The sequence below is a fragment of the [Enterobacter] lignolyticus SCF1 genome, assembly GCF_000164865.1.
Lineage (GTDB): Bacteria > Pseudomonadota > Gammaproteobacteria > Enterobacterales > Enterobacteriaceae > Enterobacter_B > Enterobacter_B lignolyticus.
This window is the reverse complement of record NC_014618.1, coordinates 1,084,947-1,107,993: the sequence shown is the minus strand read 5'-3', so window position 1 is coordinate 1,107,993 and position 23,047 is coordinate 1,084,947. Positions and strand designations below refer to the sequence as shown.

The 23,047-nt window shown below is 57.1% G+C and carries 24 protein-coding genes; 16 read left to right on the top strand and 8 right to left on the bottom strand.

Features of this window, described 5'->3' with window-relative positions:
- Positions 1–77: 77 nt before the first annotated feature.
- From mgtU to ENTCL_RS05305, 3 genes are all read right to left on the bottom strand, one after another.
- Positions 78–164 (bottom strand): magnesium transporter protection protein MgtU, encoded by an 87-nt coding sequence (mgtU, locus tag ENTCL_RS24100; protein WP_418112726.1) that lies wholly within the window; start codon positions 162–164, stop codon positions 78–80.
- Positions 165–182: 18 nt separating this feature from the next.
- Positions 183–2,915, bottom strand: a complete 2,733-nt coding sequence (mgtA, locus tag ENTCL_RS05310) for a magnesium-translocating P-type ATPase (protein WP_013365082.1) — start codon at positions 2,913–2,915, stop codon at positions 183–185.
- Between the two features lie 156 nt (positions 2,916–3,071).
- Complete coding sequence (locus tag ENTCL_RS05305) at positions 3,072–3,767, bottom strand: MgtC family protein (RefSeq protein ID WP_044611899.1); 696 nt, start codon at positions 3,765–3,767, stop codon at positions 3,072–3,074.
- A 467-nt stretch (positions 3,768–4,234) separates the two neighbouring features.
- On the opposite strand from ENTCL_RS05305, the gene ENTCL_RS05300 reads away from it, so the two are divergent.
- Together ENTCL_RS05300 and ENTCL_RS05295 are read left to right on the top strand one after the other, a co-directional pair.
- Positions 4,235–4,465, top strand: a complete 231-nt coding sequence (locus ENTCL_RS05300; RefSeq protein WP_044611898.1) for a (4Fe-4S)-binding protein — start codon at positions 4,235–4,237, stop codon at positions 4,463–4,465.
- Positions 4,466–4,482: 17 nt separating this feature from the next.
- Positions 4,483–4,755 carry a GNAT family N-acetyltransferase gene (locus ENTCL_RS05295; protein WP_013365079.1) on the top strand — a complete coding sequence of 91 codons (273 nt, stop codon included), beginning with the start codon at positions 4,483–4,485 and terminating at the stop codon, positions 4,753–4,755.
- A 116-nt stretch (positions 4,756–4,871) separates the two neighbouring features.
- On the opposite strand, the gene hdeB is transcribed toward ENTCL_RS05295, so the two are convergent.
- Positions 4,872–5,189 carry an acid-activated periplasmic chaperone HdeB gene (gene hdeB / locus ENTCL_RS05290; protein WP_044612065.1) on the bottom strand — a complete coding sequence of 106 codons (318 nt, stop codon included), beginning with the start codon at positions 5,187–5,189 and terminating at the stop codon, positions 4,872–4,874.
- 229 nt (positions 5,190–5,418) lie between these two features.
- Between hdeB and ENTCL_RS05285 the strand changes: the two genes are divergently transcribed.
- A complete protein-coding gene (locus tag ENTCL_RS05285; protein WP_420805089.1) occupies positions 5,419–6,063 on the top strand; it encodes a LysE family transporter in 645 nt (214 codons plus the stop codon).
- A 54-nt stretch (positions 6,064–6,117) separates the two neighbouring features.
- Here the strand turns inward: ENTCL_RS05285 and ENTCL_RS22670 are convergent, their stop codons facing one another.
- Positions 6,118–6,276 (bottom strand): YqaE/Pmp3 family membrane protein, encoded by a 159-nt coding sequence (locus ENTCL_RS22670; protein WP_013365076.1) that lies wholly within the window; start codon positions 6,274–6,276, stop codon positions 6,118–6,120.
- Between the two features lie 146 nt (positions 6,277–6,422).
- Positions 6,423–6,824 carry a DNA-binding protein StpA gene (gene stpA / locus ENTCL_RS05275; RefSeq protein WP_013365075.1) on the bottom strand — a complete coding sequence of 134 codons (402 nt, stop codon included), beginning with the start codon at positions 6,822–6,824 and terminating at the stop codon, positions 6,423–6,425.
- Between the two features lie 659 nt (positions 6,825–7,483).
- Here stpA and alaE point away from each other — a divergent pair.
- A complete protein-coding gene (gene alaE / locus ENTCL_RS05270; protein WP_013365074.1) occupies positions 7,484–7,921 on the top strand; it encodes an L-alanine exporter AlaE in 438 nt (145 codons plus the stop codon).
- A gap of 33 nt (positions 7,922–7,954) precedes the next feature.
- Here alaE and ENTCL_RS05265 read toward each other — a convergent pair whose 3' ends face one another.
- Positions 7,955–8,299: a DUF2002 family protein gene (locus ENTCL_RS05265; RefSeq protein WP_013365073.1), complete on the bottom strand. Its 345-nt coding sequence runs from the start codon at positions 8,297–8,299 to the stop codon at positions 7,955–7,957.
- A gap of 227 nt (positions 8,300–8,526) precedes the next feature.
- Entirely contained in the window at positions 8,527–9,879 is a 1,353-nt protein-coding gene (gene pdxR, locus ENTCL_RS05260; protein ID WP_013365072.1) for a MocR-like pyridoxine biosynthesis transcription factor PdxR, read from the bottom strand.
- A gap of 85 nt (positions 9,880–9,964) precedes the next feature.
- On the opposite strand from pdxR, the gene ENTCL_RS05255 reads away from it, so the two are divergent.
- The 12 genes from ENTCL_RS05255 (at position 9,965) to emrB (ending at position 22,997) form a co-directional block, all read left to right on the top strand.
- Positions 9,965–10,396: a carboxymuconolactone decarboxylase family protein gene (locus ENTCL_RS05255; protein WP_013365071.1), complete on the top strand. Its 432-nt coding sequence runs from the start codon at positions 9,965–9,967 to the stop codon at positions 10,394–10,396.
- Positions 10,397–10,575: 179 nt separating this feature from the next.
- Positions 10,576–10,815, top strand: a complete 240-nt coding sequence (nrdH, locus tag ENTCL_RS05250) for a glutaredoxin-like protein NrdH (protein WP_013365070.1) — start codon at positions 10,576–10,578, stop codon at positions 10,813–10,815.
- Positions 10,812–11,222 carry a class Ib ribonucleoside-diphosphate reductase assembly flavoprotein NrdI gene (gene nrdI / locus ENTCL_RS05245; RefSeq protein WP_013365069.1) on the top strand — a complete coding sequence of 137 codons (411 nt, stop codon included), beginning with the start codon at positions 10,812–10,814 and terminating at the stop codon, positions 11,220–11,222. Before nrdH ends, nrdI begins: the two co-directional genes overlap by 4 nt.
- Entirely contained in the window at positions 11,195–13,339 is a 2,145-nt protein-coding gene (nrdE, locus tag ENTCL_RS05240) for a class 1b ribonucleoside-diphosphate reductase subunit alpha (protein WP_013365068.1), read from the top strand. The genes nrdI and nrdE overlap by 28 nt, the downstream gene beginning before the upstream one ends.
- Positions 13,340–13,348: 9 nt before the next feature.
- Positions 13,349–14,311: a class 1b ribonucleoside-diphosphate reductase subunit beta gene (nrdF, locus tag ENTCL_RS05235; RefSeq protein WP_013365067.1), complete on the top strand. Its 963-nt coding sequence runs from the start codon at positions 13,349–13,351 to the stop codon at positions 14,309–14,311.
- Between the two features lie 357 nt (positions 14,312–14,668).
- Positions 14,669–15,871, top strand: a complete 1,203-nt coding sequence (gene proV / locus ENTCL_RS05230; protein ID WP_013365066.1) for a glycine betaine/L-proline ABC transporter ATP-binding protein ProV — start codon at positions 14,669–14,671, stop codon at positions 15,869–15,871.
- On the top strand, positions 15,864–16,928 hold the full coding sequence (gene proW, locus ENTCL_RS05225; protein ID WP_013365065.1) for a glycine betaine/L-proline ABC transporter permease ProW: 1,065 nt from the start codon (positions 15,864–15,866) through the stop codon (positions 16,926–16,928). Before proV ends, proW begins: the two co-directional genes overlap by 8 nt.
- Before the next feature lie 68 nt (positions 16,929–16,996).
- On the top strand, positions 16,997–17,992 hold the full coding sequence (gene proX, locus ENTCL_RS05220; RefSeq protein ID WP_013365064.1) for a glycine betaine/L-proline ABC transporter substrate-binding protein ProX: 996 nt from the start codon (positions 16,997–16,999) through the stop codon (positions 17,990–17,992).
- Positions 17,993–18,140: 148 nt separating this feature from the next.
- Positions 18,141–19,325: an MFS transporter gene (locus ENTCL_RS05215; RefSeq protein WP_013365063.1), complete on the top strand. Its 1,185-nt coding sequence runs from the start codon at positions 18,141–18,143 to the stop codon at positions 19,323–19,325.
- Positions 19,326–19,603: 278 nt separating this feature from the next.
- Positions 19,604–20,134 (top strand): transcriptional repressor MprA, encoded by a 531-nt coding sequence (mprA, locus tag ENTCL_RS05205; RefSeq protein ID WP_013365062.1) that lies wholly within the window; start codon positions 19,604–19,606, stop codon positions 20,132–20,134.
- 127 nt (positions 20,135–20,261) lie between these two features.
- Positions 20,262–21,434 (top strand): multidrug efflux MFS transporter periplasmic adaptor subunit EmrA, encoded by a 1,173-nt coding sequence (gene emrA / locus ENTCL_RS05200; protein ID WP_013365061.1) that lies wholly within the window; start codon positions 20,262–20,264, stop codon positions 21,432–21,434.
- A gap of 15 nt (positions 21,435–21,449) precedes the next feature.
- The gene (gene emrB / locus ENTCL_RS05195; RefSeq protein ID WP_013365060.1) at positions 21,450–22,997 is read left to right on the top strand and encodes a multidrug efflux MFS transporter permease subunit EmrB; all 1,548 of its coding nucleotides are present in this window, start codon (positions 21,450–21,452) and stop codon (positions 22,995–22,997) included.
- Positions 22,998–23,047: the final 50 nt, after the last annotated feature.

Genomic DNA, 23,047 nt, shown 5'->3' with positions numbered 1-23,047 from the left:
ATAATGAATATATGATAAATATTATAATCAGCCGGAAAGTGAAAAAGGGACGCGCCCTGCGCGTCCCCGCTTCCGGGTTAACGAACAAACACCGTGAGTAAAATAATCAGGACCGCGAAAATAATGACCTGGATGAACACAGGCTCCACGCTACGTTTACGCATACGTCCCTCCCGGCCAGGTCAGAACCACTGACCAAAGCGTTTGATATAAAAGCGCTTCATCCCCTGCGCCACGAGGCAATAGCTCAGAAGCGTCGCCACCAGCCACGGGAAGTAGCTTAGCGGCAGCGGCTCAAGCCCCACCATGGCGCCCAGCGGCGAGAAGGGAATATAGATACCAATGACCATAATGCAGGCGGTGGTGAGCAGCACCGGCAGCGTCGCGCGGCTCTGTATAAACGGGATTTTCTGCGTCCTTAACATGTGTACCACCAGCGTTTGCGACAGCAGCCCCTCAATAAACCAGCCGGACTGGAATAGCGCCTGAGCTTCAACGTGGTTTGCCGCAAAGACGTACCACATCAGCGCAAAGGTAGTGATATCGAAAATGGACGAGGTCGGCCCGATCCACAGCATGAAACGGCCTATGTTTTTGGCGTCCCACTTGCGCGGCTTACGTAAAAACTCTTTATCCATTTTGTCCCATGGCAGCGACAGTTGGGAAATGTCGTACATCAGGTTCTGGATCAGCAGATGAATCGCCAGCATCGGCAGGAACGGGATAAACGCGCTGGCCACCAGTACGGAGAACACGTTGCCGAAGTTGGAGCTGGCGGTCATATTCAGGTACTTGATGATATTCCCGAAGGTCTCGCGGCCTTTGATCACCCCCTCTTCCAGCACCCCAAGATCTTTTTCCAGCAAAATAATATCCGATGACTCTTTGGCAATATCTGCTGCGCTGTCGACGGAAATCCCCACGTCGGCATCGCGCAACGCCGGGGCGTCGTTAATGCCGTCGCCGAGGAAACCGACGGTATGCCCGTTCTTTTGCAGCGCCTTCAGAATGCGGGATTTTTGCAACGGCGTCAGTTTGGCGAACACAGCGCGTTGCTCCACCGCCTGCGCCAGTTCGCTATCCGACATGGCCTCGACTTCCGGGCCGGTCAGAATACCGTGCGGGTCAATCCCCACCTCCAGGCAAATACGGGTAGTGACTATCGGGTTGTCGCCGGTCAGCACCTTTACCGCCACGCCGTTATCGCGCAGCGCGGTAATGGCTTTTTCCGCGCTCTCTTTCGGCGGATCGAGGAACGTCAGCATCCCTTCAATCGTCAGGCCCTGCTCATCGTCGGTGCAAAGCGGCCTCGTGAGGGAGGCATCGTCCAGATGACGCATCGCCACCAGCAGCACGCGGAACCCCTGCGCGTTGTAATCCTGCGTTTTTGCCAGCAGCAGGTCACGGCGCGTCTGGTCCAGCGCCACCACGTTTTCCCCTTCGCGCAGGTGCGTGGCGACCATCAGCATCTCTTCCACCGCGCCTTTGCAGATAAGGCTTCTGCGGCCGTCGCGCACATCTTCCACGGAAACCGACACGCGGCGGCGCACAAAATCGAAGGGCAGCTCATCGAGCTTAACGAACCCCTCCTTAACTCCCGCCGCCAGTCGTCCCTCGCCAAAGCGCAAAATCGCGCGGTCCATCAGGTTGCGGGTGCCGCTCTGGCTGTTGCTGTTGAGCCAGGCCAGCGTCAGCACCCGGCTGCTTTCAGCGCCCGCCGCATCCAGATGATGCTCGAGAATAATGTGGTCCTGGGTCAGGGTGCCGGTTTTATCGGTGCACAGTACGTCCATAGCGCCGAAATTCTGGATAGCGTTCAGCCGCTTGACGATCACTTTACGGCGCGACATGGCGATGGCGCCCTTCGCCAGGTTGGAGCTGACGATCATCGGCAGCATCTCCGGCGTCAGGCCGACGGCGACCGCCAGCGCAAACAGCGAGGCTTCGACCCAGTCGCCTTTGCTGAAGCCGTTGATCAGCAAGACTATCGGCACCATCACCAGCATAAAGCGGATCAGCAGCCAGCTGACGCTGTTCACGCCGCGGTCGAACGCCGTTTGCGTACGTGTACCGACAATGGATTTCGCCAGCGAGCCGAACCAGGTCTGGCCGCCGGTCGCCACCACGACCGCCTGCGCCCTGCCGCTGGTCACGTTGGTGCCCATCAGGCAGATATTGCCCAGCTCCAGCAGGCTTTTGCTGCGATCGGGCGCCGCCAGCTGCTGGCTGTCCTTACCGGAGACGCTCGCCATCACGTCATATTTTTCTACCGGCAGAGATTCGCCGGTGAGAATCGACTGGCTGACGAACAGATCGCGGGACTCCAGCAGCCGGACATCCGCGGGCACCATGTCGCCCGCGGCGAGAAAGATAATGTCGCCCGGCACCAGCTCCTCAACGGCGATTTCCATTTTTAGCGGCTCGTTGCCCTCACCACCGCGACGCAGCACCGTGGCGGTTGTTCTGACCATCGACTTCAGCGCCTGGGCGGCCTTGTTGGTGCGAAACTCCTGCCAGAAACGCAGCAGGCCGCTCAGGCTGACCATGGTCAGAATAATCGTCACCCCCGTCAGGTCAGTTTCTTCACCGCTGCGCAGTGGAAGCCAGAAGTCGGTGAAGAAACTCACGACGGCCAGCGCCATCAGAACGTAAATAAACGGGTTATTGAATGCCTGCAGCAGCTGCACCAGCGCGGGCGGCGCCTGCTCGTGCGCCACCTCGTTGCGGCCATACGCCAGCAGCCGTTCGCGGGCGTCATCGACGTACAGGCCGCGACGATCGCTCTCCAGCCGTGAAAGCGTATGTTCCGGGCTGTTAAACGCTTCCGCTTCAATCGGAAAGCTTTTCTTATTTTGCTTATCATTTTCTGACGTCAGCCGGTTTAATTTCCGGTTTTCTACTTTCATGTCAGTCATGATTTTTCCCCACTTTAAGACGTGTTTATCCCTGCATAAAAAGCTATGCATAATTTTTTATGATATGACTCAGTACGGCGCGTTTATTTTACGCTTATGGGAATCTCCATCATTCCCTCCTTGTTTCAGATAATATTATTTGACGGCCGCAGGGTATCAGTTCCCCACAATGCTCCAGCGCACAGAAGTGATACTTTCATTAACGCCGATTTTACTCATAATAAGGTCGAGCGTTTTCCGGGAATCCGCACCGCTAATAACCTCGGCATGAATCTCTTTATGCCCGGGTTCATCCAGCGACGACGAGCCTAATCCCTGCACGCTCAGAGCAAACTCTTTTGCCACACTTAATAAAAGCTGACGGACCGCGCTTTCATTATCATTCCTGCAGGTAACTTTCAGGACGTAGCGCTTTTCTTCATCCGCCGCCCCGGGATACTGATTAATACGCTGCGCCGCTTCACGCAGTAAAATATTGGCGCACAAAATAATGAGCGTGGCCGCCGCCGCATTCCAGAACTGCCCCAGCCCGCACAGTACGCCGATACCCGCCGAGCACCACAGCGTGGCGGCGGTATTGAGGCCGCGCACGTTCATGCCTTCGCGCATGATGACGCCAGCGCCAAGAAAGCCAATGCCGGAGACTATCTGGGCGGCAATACGGCCGGGGCTGTCAGGCGATGCCGACATGGAGCTAAGAATAAAGACCGCCGCGCCGGTGGCGACCAGCGCATTTGTCCGCAGCCCCGCCATACGTTGACGCCATTGTCTTTCGGCGCCGATCAGCGCCCCCAGCAGCATCGCCGCCAGTAAATTTGAGATATAAGGAAACATCAGCATATGTTCCTCCATTTTTTCTGGAAGAATAAATACGTGCTGTATTCAGCACACGACAAATTGTCACCTTAAACGGTGATTAACGTCGCGCCGACGGCGGAGGGAATAATGAGTGTTTGAACATGAACATGACGATAAACCTCGCGATACGTCGCGTTGTGCAAATTTATCGGGAATGCAATCGTCAATAAGAAGGGATTGCTGCCCGCCAGTTCGGCAAGCAGCGGCAGGAATACGTCGCGTTAGCTTGCCTTGTAAATTAAATAAGGGTGACTGTCCAACGTATTACTCCTGTATGAATTTGTCGTCATTATAGTCAGGCATCGGAGTAAGTAAAGTAAAAAAGGCCAGCCGGAGAGGATTCGTTTAGATTAGCCCGTCGCGGCGCAATATCCCTTTTCCGCCCTGGGTTTTCCTTTTTAAACGCCGGGGACGGGGCTATGCTTAACCGGGTAAGAACAATAACCCTCAGAGGCAATGTCGTGGATAAAGAACTTATCGATGCCGGATACCGGCTCTACCGCGGTGAAAAGATAGATATCTATTTCAACACGCAGCTCTGCCAGCACTCGGGGAACTGCGTACGGGGCAGCAGCCAGCTGTTTAACCTCAAGCGCAAGCCGTGGATTGCGACCGACAGCGTCGACCCGCAGACGGTAATGAAGGTGATAGACACCTGCCCCAGCGGCGCGCTGAAGTATCGTCACAAATAATACCTGGTGAGGGAAAAATGGAAATTCTGGAAGGTCACAACCGTTTTTACGTCAATGATGCCGCCGGCAACCCGCTGGCGGAGGTGGTGTTCGTCCCGACGGGCGACCATCTTGCCATCATCGAGCACACCGATGTCGACGTCAGCCTGAAGGGCCAGGGCGTGGGTAAACAGCTGGTGGCGAAAGTCGTGGAGAAGATGCGTAAGGAAAACCGCAAAATCATCCCGCTATGCCCCTTTGCGAAGCACGAGTTCGACACAACGCCCGCCTACGCGGATATCCGCGCCTAGCGCCGGACGAACGCGCCCCCTCGCAGGCGAGGGGGCGTGAGCCTGACGGTCGCCAGGCGTCTGGTAAACCAGATGCTAAAAATAGGGGGGACTATTTTTAGCAACCGTCAGCATGGCTATTTTTTTAATTCTTTTTTCACTTCATCTTTAATATTCTTCAGCGGACTTTGCGGGTTCTTTTTGCAAAGTTCGATGGTCAGCGGAACCGCCGTCGTCTCGGTTTCATGGAAATCCACGTAGTCGCCGCCTTTAAAATCTTCGTCTTCATTCAGCATCCAGAACGCGACAGGCGCCATGGTCTGCGGGTTGAGGTCGATGAACTCCTGGCAGTTCATGTTCTTAGGGGTGACGTCCTTAGAGACGGCGCTGACGCTGGCGGTAGCCAGCACGGCTGCGGCAAAAATACCTGCCGTAGACAGGGTAAATTTGTTAATCATAATACACTCCATAAACACATAATAAGGCTATGCAAAATACCACCGGCACCACTGAATATGTCGGACGGGCAGATAATACATCGCCAGAAAATAAATGGAGGGGGTTTGCCTGAAAATAGCCATTTGTCATATTTTGCGGCGCTCATTTTTATATTTTCCGGCTGTGATGCTTCTCGCAGCATGGCGAAAGCGCAGCCCGTATTCTGGTAGCTGATAACCTGCGTGGATGATTTTGCCTATGGAACCGCTGCACGCCATCGTCCTGACGGTGGGCCTGTTCGTCCTCACCTTTTTCAACCCCGGCGCAAACCTGTTTGTCGTGGTGCAAACCAGTCTGGCTTCCGGGCGACGGGCGGGCGCGCTGACCGGCCTCGGCGTGGCGCTGGGGGATACGTTTTACTCCGGGTTAGGCCTGTTCGGCATGGCGACGCTCATCACCCAGTGCGAAGGGCTTTTTTCGATCATAAAGATAGTCGGCGGCGGCTATCTGCTGTGGTTCGCAATAAAAAGCATGAAGCGCCAGCCTTCGCCGCAGTCCTCCGCGCTGCTGCAGCCCATTGCCGCGCCGTGGCACGTATTTTTACGCAGCGGCCTGCTGACCTGCCTGTCGAATCCGCAGACCGTGCTGTTTTTTATCAGTATCTTTTCCGTCACGCTCAGCGCCGCCACACCGACATGGGCCAAGCTGCTGGCGTGGTGCGGAATTGTGCTGAGTTCGGTCATCTGGCGGCTCTTTCTCAGCCAGGCCTTCTCGCTGCCCGCCGTGCGCCGCGGCTACGCCCGGGTTCAGCGTATCGCCAGCCGGGCGATCGGCGCGGTGATCGGCGTTTTCGCGCTGAAGCTGATTTACGAAGGGGTGATGCGCAGGTAACCGGAAGGGTAATCACAGCAGCGGGGCGGCCAGCGCCGCCCCGTTTGCGTTAAATCAGTCGCGGGTTTGTACCCAGAATGCGTGAATCAGTCCAGGAATATAACCAAGCAGCGTCAGAATGATGTTAATAATGAACGCCCAGCCAAACCCTTTGCCCAGCAGAACACCCAGCGGCGGGATCAGAATAGTAAAAACAATGCGCCAGAAACCCATATACACTCCACACAAACAGCCAATGAAAAAAAAGAGACCTCTCTCTAAGCATTTCTATTATGCGTCAGCATGGTTGGGTTGTCCGGTGCGTTTACCCTGTTTTACATGTTTTTAACAAATACTCACATCCCTCACCGCAAAACGAATTAGATTAAAAAATCATTCAGCGATTTGCCGCCAGCCAGCGCCTGTGCGATGGGTTTTGGCGTTCTGCCCTGTCCGGTCCAGGTTTTCATTTCGCCGTTCACATCGGTGTAGCGATATTTCGCCGGACGCGGCGCCCGTTTTTTCACCCCGTCACAGACGCCCGGCGCGGTGGTGAAAAGATCCTGCACGGAGATACCTTCCGCCTGCATCGCCTCAAGCCAGGTGGAGATTTTTTCCTGCTTCTGCGCCTGACTCTGGCGATGCTCCTGCGCCTGCGCACGTTTTTCTTCAGTGACGACCCTGACCTTTTCCAGCATTTCGTCAAGAACGTCAATGGAGAATTCCCGTGACATCGCGCGTAATAAGCGCATGTTATTCAATTTATTTAACATGAGTGACATATATTATTTAAATCCTTTGAGGTGTTGGCAAAAGCAAACTACAGCGCCGAGTGTATTATATTTGTCATGCAGACTCCAGCCACCAGAGTACATCATGGCTAATTTCAACATTATTCTGATTATATTTAATAATAATGGACGACAGTTTTATATATATAAAAGGATGAATACCTTTGTATGACCTGAATACCGTTTCAGCGCCTCAGCGATATTATTTGTACGCGAATGCGCCGCAGCCTAGCGGACCTTACAGCCAGTTTTACATAACCACCCATATTAATCGCATAAAAAATCACTGGCTGATTTAGCATCATTATCCAGACTAGTGTTACATCCTGGTTAAAAACACCGTTTGTGACAGGAATCTCAATACCGCGCCTCAGTAACCGCTGACGCTCTCCGGCAGAAAAAAACAGACACAGCATAATCCATTGATTCATAAATATAAATGAGCCGGCAGCAACAAAAATAGCGCCGCGAGTAAAAAACGAACGATTGCAGAGTATTTTATCGACAAAAAGCCATTAAATAAAAATATTTAGCTAGTTGTTAGTTTTATTATAGATAGATACGCTATACACACAAAGTCAGACAACCCATTACTCTGACAGAACGCAATCTTAGCCGATACTTCGCCACTTTTTTCGAGGATCAGACCCATGTTCTCTGCGCAGTCACGCCTGCGTCATGCGGCAGCAGATACGTTCGCGATGGTGGTTTACTGTTCCGTCGTGAACATGCTGATTGAAGTTTTTCTCTCCGGGATGAGCTTTGAGCAGTCGCTTTCTTCGCGTCTGGTGGCGATCCCGGTCAACATACTCATTGCATGGCCGTACGGTTTTTATCGCGACTGGGTAATGCGCCGCGCTCTGCGCATCAGCCCGTCGAAATGGATGAAGAACCTGGCCGACGTGCTGGCCTATGTCACCTTCCAGTCGCCGGTATATGTCGTGATCCTGCTGTCGGTAGGCGCCGACTGGCACCAGATCGCCGCGGCGGTGAGTTCGAATATCGTGGTATCGATGATGATGGGCGCCGTCTACGGCTATTTTCTCGATTACTGCCGCCGCCTGTTTCGGGTCAGCCAGTACGCCTGAATGCTGACGACTGGCATTACGCCAGTCGTCAACTTATTGCCCGTCGCCGAACAACCCATTCAGAAAACGCTCCAGCGCCACTCGCGAACTGAACCCGTGCGGAATACCGTAATGCTCCCGGGCATCACCGCCTAAATAAAGCGGAAACTGCAGGTAGTGATCGCAGGTTTTGATATCCGAAGCGGGTTCCGCCAGCGAAAAACTTCGCTCTTTTAACGCCGGATGAATGATAAGCGCCGTCCTGCCCATACGCGCTTCACGATTGACATAAACATAATTGTCGCCACGCCGATAACCATACGTTTTTTGCGTTACGGCATCCATCGTAAAGCCAACTTTTTCAAGAACGCGCGCCACCTCATCGGGTCGTAAATACATAATCATTCCTCGTTATCTTCTACTGCCACGCCACCTTACCGTATTCAGCATTAACGCCGCTTTCAGAAAAATCCATAAAGCGTCCATGGCGGCGTGATTTACTTCAGACATTTTCCGTTGGGCCGTCGGCGAATATTGGCGAAATTCTGAATTCCCTCTAATACTGTTACTGATAGTGAAGATAATAAATACGCGTCAGCCCCTGCAGGCTTCGGTTTGCAGGGGCATTATTTTATCGCCCGCGCCAGCAGCTGTACCTGTTGCTGCGCCTGCTCTTCGCTCATGATGTTGGTAAAGCTCATCAGCAGCCCTCCCGCGCCACGCGAGGTCAGCCGCCAGTCGCTCAGCGCCTGGACCGCAAGCCCGGCCTCGCGCGCTCGCGCCGCCTGGACGCTGTCGTTACCGTCAACCGCCGCCAGCAGCTGAATGCCGCCCTGCTGCGCCACAACGCGAAATCCCTGCGCGCTGAGCGCCTGCTCAAGCCAGTGCCGCCGCTGGGCGTAGCGCTGACGCATACGTTTAAGGTGCCGCCAGAAGTGCCCCTCGCGGATAAAATCGCTCAGCGTTAGCTGCCAGAGCAGCGGTACGCTACAGGCCGTGAGCGCCGCCTGCTCGCGAAAAGCGGGCACCAGCGGCAGCGGCACCACCAGCCAGGCGGCGCGCAGCGAGGGAAACAGGGACTTGCTGAACGTACCGGCGTAGATCACCCGCTGCGGCGCATCGAGACTTTTTATCGGCGGCAGCGGTTTTCCCTGGTAGCGAAACTCGCTGTCGTAATCATCCTCAATAATCCAGGCATCGCGATGCGCCGCCCAGTCGAGCAGCTGTCTGCGCCTTGCAAGCGACAGCGCCACGCCCAACGGGCTTTGATGAGCGGGCGTCAGCAGAGCAAAACGGGCCTCCGGCGCCTCGCGGATGGCGGCCTCGACGTCCAGCCCCTCCTCGTCCACCGCGGCCGGATAAAACCTCACGCCGTGGCGGGCAATCACCGGGCGAATCAGCGGGAAGCCGGGGTCCTCCAGCCACATGATGTCGCCGGGCTTTGCCAGCGTCTGCAAAATCATCGTCATTGAGGCCGCATACCCGGGGGTGATAAAGATCTGCTCCGGCCGACACTCGATGCTGCGGGAGAAGTGCAGATACCCGGCGATGGCGCTGCGCAGCTCACCTTCTCCGCATACGTCGCCCAGCGCGAGCGCAAAGCGCGTTTGCGTACGCAGCCGCCGCCCCATGACCCGCGCCCACAGCGCGCGCGGGAACAGATCCAGCGCCGGTAACCCGAGCTGAAACGGCTGAGGATGCGGCTGCTCGCCGCCAAACCAGGTTGCCGGGGCGACGGGCGCCGCAGGCGCCAGACGATCGCTGACAAACGTCCCGGCTTGCCCCCGCCGCTCCAGCCATCCCTGCGCCACCAGCTCGCCGTAGGCGGCCTCAACGGTCGCCCGGGACACACCGAGCTCCTGGGCGTACACGCGGCTTGCCGGTAGCCGTTTGCCCGGCGCCAGCTCGCCGGACTCAATCGCCGCCTTCAGCCGCCGGGCTATCTGCCGGTAGCGCGGGCCTGCATTCGCTTCATTCATGGTCTGCTTTTTCCACGCAAAGATGGCTCTCTTTAGCAGTCCATTATAGTGCTACATTTTGCGCATCTTAAGAGGAGAGTAAGCCATGACCACATTACGTCAGCCCTATTACGAGTTGAGCCCGGAAGTCTATAACGCCTTTGGCCAGGCCAAGAAGGCGCTGGAAAAAAGCGAACTGGATCTGACGCTTATCGAACTGGTTTACCTGCGGGTATCGCAGATAAACGGCTGCGCCTTCTGCCTTGAAATGCATAGCAAAGCGCTGCGCAAACGCGGCGTCGACCCGCTGAAGCTGGATGCTCTGGCAGGCTGGCGCGTCAGCCACCAGTTCAGCGAGCGCGAGCGCGTGGCGCTGGCCTGGGCGGAGGAGTTAACCGATATCGCGCGTACCCGCGCCGAGGATGCGGTCTATCAGCCGCTGGAGGAACATTTCACCCCGCGCGAGATTAGCGACCTGACGTTCGCCATCAGCCTGATGAACGCTTTTAACCGCCTCGCCGTCAGCATGCGCATGTAATTGCCTGCAAAATCCCCCCGCCCCATTGCGCCTTGCGATGGGGCTACTTCGAAAATAAATACCATATATTGTATGGTTGATGTTTTATAAATCTACATCTAGTATTTCCGTTATCACTACCCGCACTTACCGACGCTCGCTTTTGCGCCGTTTTGTCACCATGAACGGAAATACAAATCATGCGTATTACTATTTACACTCGAGATAACTGCCTGCAGTGCCACGCCACAAAGCGGGCGATGGACAGCCGCGGCTTCACCTTCGACACCGTCAATCTCGACCAGCATCCTGAAGCGGCGGAAGCCCTGCGCGCCGAAGGGTTCCGCCAGCTGCCGGTGGTGATCGCCGGCGAGCACCGCTGGTCAGGCTTTCGTCCCGACATGATTAACCGTCTGCCTCCTGATGCCGCCTGCGCATGACCACCCTCGTCTATTTCTCCAGCAGCTCCGAAAACACGCACCGCTTTATGCAGCGTCTGGGGCTACCCGCGGTGCGCATTCCGCTCAACGGGCGCGAGCGTATCCGGGTCGATGAGCCCTATATCCTGGTGGTGCCGAGCTACGGCGGCGGGGGGACGGCAGGCGCGGTTCCCCGCCAGGTGATTCATTTTTTAAATGACCCGCACAACCGTCAGCGCATTCGCGGCGTCATTGCGGCGGGCAACCGGAACTTTGGCGACGCCTATGGCCGCGCCGGAGACGTCATCGCGCAAAAATGCGGCGTGCCGTATCTCTACCGCTTCGAGCTGATGGGCACCCGGCGCGATATCGACAATGTGCGAAAAGGAGTGAACGAATTTTGGCAACCACCACCGCAGAACGCGTGATGCAAAACACGACGGATTACCACGCGCTGAACGCCATGCTGAACCTGTACGATGCGTCAGGCCGCATTCAGTTCAGCAAGGACCGCGACGCCGTCGCGGCATTCATGAGCGCCCACGTCCAGCCGAACTCGGCCATCTTCGCCTCCGCGCAGGAGCGGCTCGACTGGCTGGTTGCCGGGGGGTATTACGACGAGGCGGTGCTTACGCGCTACGAACAGGCATTCGTCACCGACCTTTTCGCCTGCGCCAGCGCGTACGGCTTCCAGTTTCAGACCTTCCTCGGCGCCTGGAAGTTTTACACCAGCTATACGCTGAAAACCTTCGACGGCAAACGCTATCTGGAGCATTTCCCCGATCGGGTGGTAATGGTGGCCCTGACGCTGGCTCAGGGCGATGAAGCGCTGGCGCGCCAGTTAACCGATGAAATGCTCAGCGGTCGCTTTCAGCCCGCCACGCCGACCTTCCTGAACTGCGGCAAAATGCAGCGCGGCGAGCTGGTCTCCTGTTTTCTGCTGCGCATCGAAGACAATATGGAGTCGATCGGCCGGGCGGTGAATTCCGCGCTGCAGCTGTCAAAACGCGGCGGCGGCGTGGCGTTTTTGCTGTCGAACCTGCGCGAGGCGGGTGCGCCGATCAAGCGGATTGAAAACCAGTCTTCCGGGGTGATCCCGGTGATGAAAATGCTGGAGGATGCGTTCTCCTACGCCAACCAGCTTGGCGCGCGCCAGGGCGCAGGCGCGGTCTACCTCAACGCTCACCACCCGGACATTCTGCGTTTTCTCGATACCAAACGGGAAAATGCCGATGAGAAAATTCGCATCAAAACGCTGTCGCTGGGGGTGACTATCCCGGACATCACCTTCCGGCTGGCCAGGGAAAATGCCCGGATGGCGCTGTTCTCGCCCTATGACGTTGAACGCCTTTACGGTAAAGCCTTTGGCGATATTGCGGTCACGGAGATGTACGAGCAACTGGTCGCCGACGCGCGGGTGCGTAAAACCTGGATCAGCGCCCGCGAGTTTTTCCAGACGCTGGCCGAGATCCAGTTTGAATCCGGCTACCCCTACATCATGTTTGAAGATACGGTGAACCGCGCAAGCCCGGTGGCCGGACGCATCAACATGAGCAATCTGTGCGCCGAGATCCTGCAGGTCAACAGCGCCTCTGAATTTGATGAAAACCTGGACTACGCCCGCGTCGGGCGCGACATCTCCTGCAACCTCGGTTCGCTGAACATCGCCCATACCATGGACTCCCCGGATTTCGGACGTACCGTGGCAACCGCCGTACGCGCGCTCACGGCGGTGTCGGACATGAGCCACATCCGCGCAGTGCCGTCGATTGAGGCGGGCAACGCGGCCTCGCACGCCATCGGCCTTGGGCAGATGAACCTGCACGGCTATCTGGCGCGGGAAGGTATCGCCTACGGCAGCCCCGAGGCGCTGGAGTTTACCAACCTCTATTTCTGCGCCATCACCTGGCATGCGCTGAATACCTCAATGCTGCTGGCGCGCGAACGCGGCCAAAGCTTTGCCGGTTTCGCGCAGTCGCGCTATGCCAGCGGCGAGTACTTTGCTGCCTATCTGGAGGGCGACTGGCAGCCGAAAACGCAGGTGGTCCGCACGCTGTTTCAGCGCGCCGGGATTACCCTGCCGACGCGCGACATGTGGCGCCAGCTGCGCGACGCGGTGATGCGCTACGGCATTTATAACCAGAACCTGCAGGCGATTGCGCCCACCGGATCTATCTCCTATATCAACCACGCCACCTCCAGCATTCACCCCGTCGCGTCGAAGATTGAGATCCGCAAGGAGGGCAAAACCGGGCGCGTTTACTACCCGGCGCCGTTTATGACCAACGACAACCTGCACCTCTATCAGGACGCGTACGACATCGGACCGGAGAAAATTATCGATACCTACGCCGAGGCGACAAAGCATGTCGACCAGGGGCTGTCGCTGACGCTGTTCTTCCCGGATACCGCAACGACCCGCGATATCAACAGGGCGCAGATTTACGCCTGGAAGAAAGGGATCAAAACGCTGTACTACATCCGCCTGCGCCAGCTCGCGCTGGAAGGCACGGAAATTGAAGGCTGCGTGTCCTGCGCGCTGTAAGGAGCCATGATGAACCGATTAACACGCGTCAGCGCTATTAACTGGAACAGAATCGAGGACGAGAAGGACCTGGAGGTCTGGAACCGCCTGACCAGCAACTTCTGGCTGCCGGAGAAGATTCCGCTGTCCAATGACATCCCGGCCTGGCAAAGCCTGAGCCACGCCGAGCAGCAGTTGACTATCCGCGTCTTCACCGGCCTGACGCTGCTGGATACCGTACAAAATACCGTCGGCGCGCCGTCGCTGATGCCGGATGCGCTCACGCCTCATGAAGAGGCGGTGCTGTCGAATATCGGCTTTATGGAGGCGGTGCACGCCCGCTCGTACAGCTCGATATTCTCCACGCTTTGCCAGAGCAAAGACGTTGACGCCGCCTATGCCTGGAGCGAAGAAAATGCGCCGCTGCAGCAAAAGGCGCGGACAGTCCTCGGGCACTATGCGGCCGACTGCCCGCTGAAGCGCAAAATCGCCAGCGTCTTTCTTGAGTCGTTCCTCTTTTACTCCGGCTTCTGGCTGCCGATGTACTGGTCCAGCCGCGGCAAGCTGACCAACACCGCCGATCTTATCCGACTGATTATCCGCGATGAGGCGGTTCACGGCTATTACATTGGCTATAAGTATCAGAAAGGGCTAGAAAAAATACCCCCCGCCCGGCGAGAAGCGCTCAGGAATGAGGCCGTGGATTTGCTGATGAATCTGTACGAGAACGAGCTGGCCTACACCGAGGCGCTGTACGCGCAGACCGGCTGGACGGAAGAGGTGAAACGCTTCCTGTGCTACAACGCCAATAAGGCGCTGATGAACCTCGGCTACGAGGCGCTCTTCCCGGCGGAAATGGCGGACGTCAACCCGGCGATCCTCGCCGCGCTGTCGCCCAATGCGGATGAAAACCACGATTTCTTTTCCGGCTCAGGGTCGTCATATGTGATGGGTAAAACGGTCGGGACCCACGACGAGGATTGGGATTTTTAACCCGCCATTTTCTGGCATATATCACCCTGGATCGCTCCCGGATATTTCCCCCGGGAGCGAGCTTTATCACAAAAATAAACAAAAAAAAGTTGCATCGTCATTTATGTGACATATTCCGGCGAATTCTCTCAGTTCTCGTTCAATTCCTGCGCATTGACAAAAAAATATCGACTTCCGCGTATTCGTCCTCAGCCCTTATATCACGGGGGATATCGCCTTAACGCGCTACCGATCATTAGCACAAGGCCGGGAAATTGAGGGTTGTTTCAGAATCTGAGTATGTTAGGGTATAGCCAGTCAATTATTTTCATCAGGTAATATATCGACATAAATAATCAACAGGAAATTTTCTATTGCATGTCAATTAAATTAGAAATCAAAAATTTATATAAAGTATTTGGCGAGCATCCGCAGCGCGCCTTTAAATATATTGAAAAAGGCTTATCCAAAGAGCAAATTCTGGAGAAAACGGGCTTATCGCTTGGCGTCAAAAACGCCAGTCTGGCCATTGAAGAAGGCGAGATATTTGTCATCATGGGATTATCCGGTTCGGGTAAATCAACCCTGGTACGCCTTCTCAATCGCCTGATTGAACCTACCCGCGGACAGGTACTGATTGACGGCGTAGATATCGCCAAAATATCAGATACTGAACTTCGCGAGGTGCGCAGAAAAAAGATTGCTATGGTCTTTCAGTCATTCGCTCTGATGCCGCATATGACGGTACTGGATAATACCGCCTTCGGTATGGAGTTAGCTGGCGTACCGGCACAAGCACGCCAGGAAAAAGCCCTCGATGCGCTACAGCAGGTGGGGCTTGGTAATTACGCGCAGGCCTATCCTGATGAACTCTCCGGCGGTATGCGCCAGCGCGTTGGCCTGGCCCGCGCGTTAGCGATTAATCCGGATATTTTATTAATGGATGAGGCCTTCTCGGCGCTCGATCCCTTAATTCGCAGCGAAATGCAGGATGAACTGGTAAAGCTGCAGGCGAAACATCAGCGCACCATTGTCTTTATTTCCCACGATCTCGACGAAGCCATGCGCATCGGCGACCGTATCGCCATTATGCAAAACGGCGAGGTGATACAAGTCGGCACTCCGGATGAAATTCTCAATAATCCGGCAAATGATTATGTCCGGACCTTCTTCCGCGGTGTGGATATTAGCCAGGTATTCAGCGCCAAAGATATTGCCCGCCGAACTCCGGTGGGTCTTATTCGCAAAACGCCGGGATTTGGCCCGCGCTCGGCCCTCAAACTGCTGCAGGATGAAGACCGGGAGTTTGGTTATGTCATCGAGCGTGGAAATAAGTTTGTGGGCATTGTGTCTATCGACTCCCTGAAGACAGCGCTGGCCGACGGCCAGGGTATCGATACCGCGCTGCTCGACGTCCCGCAGGCCGTTGATGCCCAAACGCCGCTCAGCGAGTTGCTCTCCCACGTCGGCCAGGCGCCTTGCGCCGTGCCGGTCACCGATGAAGAACAACAGTACGTCGGCATCATTTCAAAACGAATGCTGCTGCAGGCTTTAGATCGCGAGGGGGCAACCAATGGCTGATCAATCCAATCCGTGGGTAACCACACCGGCGGCGGACAGCGCCGCGCAAACCGCCGACGCCTGGGGCTCGCCGACGGCAGCGCCGACAGCCAACGGCGGCGCCGACTGGCTTACCAGTGCGCCCGCGCCGCAGGCCGAACACTTCAATATTATGGATCCGTTCCATAAGACGCTGATCCCGCTCGACAGCTGGGTCACCCACGGCATCGACTGGGTGGTGATGCATTTCCGCCCGCTGTTTCAGGGGATCCGCGTGCCGGTGGATTATATTCTCAGCGCCTTTCAGCAGCTGCTGCTCGGCATGCCCGCCCCGGCGGCGATCGTGCTGTTCGCGCTGATCGCCTGGCAAATCGGCGGCGCCGGGATGGGGGTCGCCACGCTGGCGTCGCTTTTCCTGATCGGCGCCATCGGCGCCTGGTCGCAGGCGATGGTGACGCTGGCGCTGGTGCTGACCGCCCTGCTGTTCTGCGTGATCATCGGCCTGCCGCTCGGCATCTGGCTTGCCAGAAGCCCGCGGGCGGCGAAAATTATTCGTCCACTGCTCGACGCGATGCAGACCACCCCGGCGTTTGTCTATCTGGTGCCGATTGTGATGCTGTTTGGCATCGGCAACGTGCCGGGCGTGGTGGTCACCATTATCTTTGCCCTGCCGCCGATCGTGCGCCTGACGATCCTCGGGATTAACCAGGTACCGGCCGATCTTATCGAGGCCTCGCGCTCGTTTGGCGCCAGCCCGCGCCAGATGCTGTTCAAAGTACAGCTGCCGCTGGCGATGCCGACCATTATGGCCGGGGTAAACCAGACGCTGATGCTGGCGCTCTCCATGGTGGTGATCGCCTCGATGATCGCCGTCGGCGGCCTGGGCCAGATGGTGCTGCGCGGCATCGGCCGTCTTGATATGGGCCTTGCCACCATCGGCGGCGTCGGCATCGTCATTCTCGCGATTATTCTCGATCGCCTGACCCAGGCGGTGGGTCGCGACTCCCGCAGCAAAGGGAACCGTCGCTGGTACACCACCGGCCCCGTAGGGCTGTTTACCCGCCCTTTCACTAAGTAACGATGTAGCTCCCCCGGCGGCGACTGTCGCCGGGTCTACAGCGTCCCACCTGAAAATAAGGAACAACGATGCGACATCACCTCATCTTTGCCACCGCGTTTGCCGCCTTTGTCTCTGCAAGCAGCGTCGCGGCTGAGCTGCCTGGTAAAGGCATTACCGTCCAGCCGGTGCAGAGCACCATCTCCGAAGAGACCTTCCAGACGCTGCTGGTCAGCCGCGCGCTGGAGAAGCTGGGCTATACCGTTAACGCGCCGAGCGAAGTAGATTACAACGTCGGCTACACCTCAATTGCCTCTGGCGATGCCACTTTTACCGCCGTGAACTGGCAGCCGCTGCATGACGACATGTACGCCGCCGCGGGCGGGGATAAAAAGTTTTATCGCGAGGGTGTTTTCGTGACCGGCGCGGCGCAGGGCTACCTTATCGATAAGAAAACCGCCGAGAAGTATCACATCGCCAGTATCGACAGGCTCAAGGATCCGCAAATCGCCCGGCTGTTCGACACCAATGGCGACGGCAAAGCGGATCTCACCGGCTGTACGCCTGGCTGGGGCTGCGAAGCGGTCATTAACCACCAGATTGGCGCCTACGGCCTGAGCAACACCGTGGTGCACAACCAGGGCAACTACGCAGCGATGATGGCCGATACCATCACCCGTTATAAAGAAGGCAAACCGGTGCTGTACTACACCTGGACGCCCTACTGGGTAAGCGATGTGCTGAAGCCGGGCAAGGACGTGGTCTGGCTGCAGGTGCCGTTCTCCTCCATGCCAGGCGAGCAGAAGGATATCGATACCAAACTGCCGAACGGCGCCAACTACGGCTTCCCGGTCAACACCATGCATATTGTGGCGAATAAGGCCTGGGCGGAGAAAAACCCGGCGGCGGCGAAGCTGTTCTCGCTGATGAAGCTGCCGATTGCCGATATCAACGCCCAGAACGCGATGATGCATGAAGGCCACGCTTCGCAAGCGGATATCCAGGGTCATGTTGACGGCTGGATCGGCGCCCATCAGCAGCTGTTCGACGGTTGGATCCAGCAGGCGCTGGCGGCACAGAAATAACCCACCTGCCGATGCCCTCTCCTTCGCCGGAGAGGGGATGACGCCTTAACCGCACAAAACAACACGCGACAAATCAACGCCCTTCACAAACCTTCGTTATGATGAGTTTCCGGAAACATAATCACCTGGTAAACGATTCCTGAACACAATGACGAAACACGCTCACGGGCTTAGCCCTTCGCTGATACTGCTGATGTCCGTCGCGACCGGCCTTGCCGTCGCCAGCAACTACTACGCGCAACCGCTGCTCGATACCATCGCGCGCGCCTTTTCCCTCAGCGCCGGACAGGCCGGGTTTATCGTGACCGCCGCCCAGCTCGGCTACGCCGCGGGCCTGCTGTTTCTGGTGCCGCTCGGCGATATGTTTGAACGCCGCGCGCTGATCGTCTTCATGACCCTGCTGGCCGCTGGCGGTATGCTGATCACCGCCAGCAGCCAGTCGCTCGGCGTGATGATCCTCGGCACCGCGCTGACGGGGCTCTTCTCCGTGGTGGCGCAAATTCTGGTGCCGCTGGCGGCCACCCTCGCCACGCCGGATAAGCGCGGTAAAGTGGTCGGCACCATCATGAGCGGGCTGCTGCTGGGGATCCTGCTTGCCCGTACGGTGGCGGGTTTACTCGCCGACCTTGGCGGCTGGCGTACGGTCTACTGGCTGGCGTCGGCGCTGATGGCGCTGATGGCGTTTGCGCTGTGGCGCGGCCTGCCGAAGGTGAAGCAGGAAACCCATCTGAATTACCCGCAGCTGTTGGGATCGGTGTTCAGCCTGTTTATCCATGACCGCCTGCTGCGCACCCGCGCCCTGCTCGGCTGCCTGACCTTCGCCAACTTCAGCATTCTCTGGACGTCAATGGCCTTTCTGCTGGCCGGCGCGCCGTTTCACTTTTCCGAAGGGGTTATCGGCCTGTTCGGCCTGGCGGGCGCGGCGGGGGCGCTCGGCGCGCGTCCGGCGGGCGGGCTGGCGGATAAGGGCAAATCGCACCTCACCACCACCAGCGGCCTGCTGTTGCTGCTGCTCTCCTGGGGCGCCATCTGGTACGGGCAGAGCTCGGTCATCGCCCTGATCGTCGGTATTCTGGTGCTGGATCTGACGGTGCAGGGGGTGCATATCACCAACCAGACGGTGATTTATCGCGTGCAGCCGCAGGCGCGTAACCGCCTGACGGCAGGTTACATGACCAGCTACTTCATCGGCGGAGCCGCAGGCTCGCTGCTGTCGGCATCCGCCTGGCAACATGCGGGGTGGTCCGGCGTTTGCCTCGTGGGCGTAACGATGGCGGCGCTGAACCTGCTGGTCTGGTGGCGTGGCTTCCACCGTCAGGAGGCGGCAGCCTGAATTGCCACCTGGCGATGGCCTCATTATGTGACCGGGGTGTTAAGGCCCCCCTGAGTCTGCTAAGGTTATATCAACTGGTTATCAGAGTGACTGTTTCACAGGGAAATAATTTATATACCGTGATGAAAGCGCCGATAGCCGTTGATTCCACCCTTTTCCGCCAGACAAATTCCGTGCTGGATCAATTGTCCGAACACATGGGTTTGGTTGATTAATTCATTTACTTTATTTGTCACTATCGTTACTATATCGGCTGAAATTAATGAGGTCATGCCCAAATGGATAGTTCGTTTACGCCCATTGAACAAATGCTAAAATTTCGCGCCAGCCGCCATGAGGATTTCCCGTACCAGGAAATTCTTCTGACCCGCCTGTGTATGCACATGCAGGGCAAGCTGCTGGAAAACCGCAATAAAATGCTGAAAGCTCAAGGGATTAACGAGACATTATTTATGGCGTTAATCACGCTGGAGTCTCAGGAAAATCATAGTATTCAGCCGTCAGAGCTGAGCTGTGCGCTGGGGTCCTCGCGGACTAACGCCACGCGAATCGCTGATGAACTTGAAAAACGCGGCTGGATCGAACGTCGCGAAAGCGATAACGATCGCCGCTGCCTGCATCTGCAGTTAACCGATAAAGGCCATCAATTTTTGCGTGAAGTTCTGCCGCCGCAGCATAACTGTCTGCATCAACTCTGGTCATCGCTGACTGCAGAAGAGAAAGATCAACTTGAGCGCATCACCCGTAAGCTTCTTACCCGCCTTGATCGGATGGATGAAGACGGTGCTGTTTTAGAGGCGCTGCGCTAAGCGCCATACTCGCTCAATATCCTGATTACATAACGAAAACTGACGGGCCGGCAGCGAAAAACTGCTGGCCTTTCTGGTGAACAGGTCGGCCCAGCCGATGTGAAATAATAAGATCGTGGAGAAAAACATGAGCGCGAATGCGGAGACCCAAACCCCGCAGCAACCAGCGAACAAGAAGGGCAAACGCAAGGGCGCCCTTCTGCTGCTGACCTTGCTCTTTATTCTTATTGCCGTGGCATATGGGATTTATTGGTTTTTGGTACTGCGTCATTACGAAGAGACCGATGACGCGTACGTGGCAGGGAATCAGGTGCAAATCATGGCGCAGGTGTCAGGCAGCGTGACGAAAGTCTGGGCTGATAACACTGACTATGTGCAAAAAGGCGACGTGCTCGTCAGCCTTGACCCCACCGATGCTAAACAGGCGTTCGAGAAAGCGCAGACGCAGCTGGCCTCCAGCGTCCGTCAGACCCGCCAGCTGATGATCAACAGCAAACAGCTGCAGGCGAATATCGACGTGAAGAAAACTGCGCTCTCGCAGGCGCAAACCGATCTCAACCGCCGTATTCCGCTCGGCACCGCCAACCTGATTGGCCGTGAAGAGCTGCAGCACGCCCGTGACGCCGTTGCCAGCGCGCAGGCGGAGCTGGACGTGGCTATCCAGCAATACAACGCCAACCAGGCGATGGTGCTGGCCACGAAGCTGGAAGAACAGCCGGCGGTGCAGCAGGCCGCCACCGAAGTGCGCAACGCCTGGCTGGCGCTGGAACGTACCAAAATCGTCAGTCCGATGACCGGCTACGTCTCCCGCCGCTCCGTGCAGCCTGGCGCGCAGATAAGCCCGACCACCCCGCTGATGGCCGTGGTTCCGGCGTCAGACCTGTGGGTGGACGCTAACTTTAAAGAAACGCAGCTGGCGCATATGCGTATCGGCCAGCCCGCCACCATCACCAGCGACATCTACGGCGACAGCGTGAAGTACACCGGTAAAGTCGTCGGTCTGGACATGGGTACCGGCAGCGCGTTCTCCCTGCTTCCGGCGCAGAACGCAACCGGCAACTGGATCAAAGTGGTACAACGTTTGCCGGTGCGTATTGAACTGGATGCCAAACAGCTCGCGGAACACCCGCTGCGTATCGGTCTGTCGACCCTGGTTGAGGTAGATACCTCCAACCGCGACGGTCAGATACTGGCAAGCCAGGTGCGCAGCAGCCCGGTTTACGAAAGTAATGCCCGCGAAATCAGCCTCGATCCGGTGAATAAACTGATTAATGGCATCGTCCAGGCGAACGCGAACTAATCCGGGGTGGGCGTAATGCAACAGCAACAACCGCAGAAACCACTGGAAGGTGCGCAGCTGGTCATCATGACCATCGCGCTGTCGCTGGCGACGTTTATGCAGGTGCTGGACTCCACCATCGCTAACGTGGCTATCCCGACGATCGCCGGTAACCTTGGCTCCTCGTTGAGCCAGGGGACCTGGGTGATTACCTCGTTCGGCGTGGCGAACGCCATTTCAATTCCGATTACCGGCTGGCTCGCCAAACGCGTCGGGGAAGTGAAGCTGTTTCTCTGGTCGACGATCGCGTTTGTTATCGCCTCCTGGGCGTGCGGCGTCTCCAACAGCCTGACGATGCTTATCTTCTTTCGCGTGATCCAGGGTATCGTCGCCGGGCCGCTGATCCCGCTCTCCCAGAGCCTGTTACTGAACAACTACCCGCCAGCGAAGCGCTCCGTCGCGCTGGCCCTGTGGTCGATGACGGTGATCGTGGCGCCCATCTGCGGCCCGATCCTCGGCGGGTATATCAGCGACAACTATCACTGGGGCTGGATTTTCTTCATCAACGTGCCGATCGGCGGCGTGGTGGTGCTGATGACGCTGCAAAGCCTGCGCGGGCGCGAAACCCGCACCGAGCAGCGGCGCATTGACGCCATCGGCCTGGCGCTGCTGGTGATCGGTATCGGCAGCCTGCAGATCATGCTCGACCGCGGTAAAGAGCTGGACTGGTTTAACTCAACGGAAGTGGTGGTGCTGACGGTCGTGGCGGTGATCGCCATCAGCTTCCTGATCGTCTGGGAGCTGACCGACGATAACCCGATAGTCGACCTGTCGCTGTTTAAGTCGCGAAACTTCACCATCGGCTGTCTGTGCATCAGCCTCGCCTACATGCTCTACTTCGGCGCTATCGTACTGCTGCCGCAGCTGCTGCAGGAGGTCTATGGCTATACGGCCACCTGGGCCGGGCTGGCGTCGGCGCCGGTTGGGGTGATCCCGGTTATCCTGTCGCCGATTATCGGCCGTTTCGCCCATAAGCTCGACATGCGACGGCTGGTCACCTTCAGCTTTATTATGTATGCCGTGTGCTTCTACTGGCGCGCTTATACGTTTGAGCCGGGAATGGACTTCGGCGCGTCGGCGTGGCCGCAGTTTATTCAGGGCTTCGCGGTGGCCTGCTTCTTTATGCCGCTCACCACCATTACCCTGTCCGGCCTGCCGCCGGAGCGGCTGGCGGCGGCATCGAGCCTGTCAAACTTTACCCGTACGCTGGCGGGCTCTATCGGCACATCGATTACCACCACCATGTGGACTAACCGGGAAGCGATGCACCATGCGCAGCTTACCGAGTCGGTGACGCCGTTCAACAGTAACGCGCAGCAAATGTACGATCAGCTGCAGTCGCTGGGGATGACCCAGCAGCAGGCTTCCGGCTGGATAGCCCAGCAGATCACCAGCCAGGGTTTGATCATTTCCGCTAACGAGATCTTTTGGATGTCGGCGGGGATCTTTCTCATCCTGCTGGGGCTTGTCTGGTTCGCCAAACCCCCGTTCGGCGCGGGCGGTGGCGGCGGAGGCGCGCACTAGAAAGCAAAAAGCCAGTTCATCATGAACTGGCTTTTTTTGTATCAGGAACG

Coding starts and splice junctions, on each gene's coding strand:
- mgtU (WP_418112726.1), bottom strand. CDS start 164: ATGCGTAAACGTAGCGTGGAGCCTGTGTTCATCCAGGTCATTATTTTC.
- mgtA (WP_013365082.1), bottom strand. CDS start 2,915: ATGACTGACATGAAAGTAGAAAACCGGAAATTAAACCGGCTGACGTCA.
- ENTCL_RS05305 (WP_044611899.1), bottom strand. CDS start 3,767: ATGGAGGAACATATGCTGATGTTTCCTTATATCTCAAATTTACTGGCG.
- ENTCL_RS05295 (WP_013365079.1), top strand. CDS start 4,483: ATGGAAATTCTGGAAGGTCACAACCGTTTTTACGTCAATGATGCCGCC.
- ENTCL_RS05285 (WP_420805089.1), top strand. CDS start 5,419: ATGATTTTGCCTATGGAACCGCTGCACGCCATCGTCCTGACGGTGGGC.
- ENTCL_RS22670 (WP_013365076.1), bottom strand. CDS start 6,276: ATGGGTTTCTGGCGCATTGTTTTTACTATTCTGATCCCGCCGCTGGGT.
- stpA (WP_013365075.1), bottom strand. CDS start 6,824: ATGTCACTCATGTTAAATAAATTGAATAACATGCGCTTATTACGCGCG.
- alaE (WP_013365074.1), top strand. CDS start 7,484: ATGTTCTCTGCGCAGTCACGCCTGCGTCATGCGGCAGCAGATACGTTC.
- ENTCL_RS05265 (WP_013365073.1), bottom strand. CDS start 8,299: ATGTATTTACGACCCGATGAGGTGGCGCGCGTTCTTGAAAAAGTTGGC.
- pdxR (WP_013365072.1), bottom strand. CDS start 9,879: ATGAATGAAGCGAATGCAGGCCCGCGCTACCGGCAGATAGCCCGGCGG.
- ENTCL_RS05255 (WP_013365071.1), top strand. CDS start 9,965: ATGACCACATTACGTCAGCCCTATTACGAGTTGAGCCCGGAAGTCTAT.
- nrdH (WP_013365070.1), top strand. CDS start 10,576: ATGCGTATTACTATTTACACTCGAGATAACTGCCTGCAGTGCCACGCC.
- nrdI (WP_013365069.1), top strand. CDS start 10,812: ATGACCACCCTCGTCTATTTCTCCAGCAGCTCCGAAAACACGCACCGC.
- nrdF (WP_013365067.1), top strand. CDS start 13,349: ATGAACCGATTAACACGCGTCAGCGCTATTAACTGGAACAGAATCGAG.
- proV (WP_013365066.1), top strand. CDS start 14,669: ATGTCAATTAAATTAGAAATCAAAAATTTATATAAAGTATTTGGCGAG.
- proW (WP_013365065.1), top strand. CDS start 15,864: ATGGCTGATCAATCCAATCCGTGGGTAACCACACCGGCGGCGGACAGC.
- proX (WP_013365064.1), top strand. CDS start 16,997: ATGCGACATCACCTCATCTTTGCCACCGCGTTTGCCGCCTTTGTCTCT.
- ENTCL_RS05215 (WP_013365063.1), top strand. CDS start 18,141: ATGACGAAACACGCTCACGGGCTTAGCCCTTCGCTGATACTGCTGATG.
- mprA (WP_013365062.1), top strand. CDS start 19,604: ATGGATAGTTCGTTTACGCCCATTGAACAAATGCTAAAATTTCGCGCC.
- emrA (WP_013365061.1), top strand. CDS start 20,262: ATGAGCGCGAATGCGGAGACCCAAACCCCGCAGCAACCAGCGAACAAG.
- emrB (WP_013365060.1), top strand. CDS start 21,450: ATGCAACAGCAACAACCGCAGAAACCACTGGAAGGTGCGCAGCTGGTC.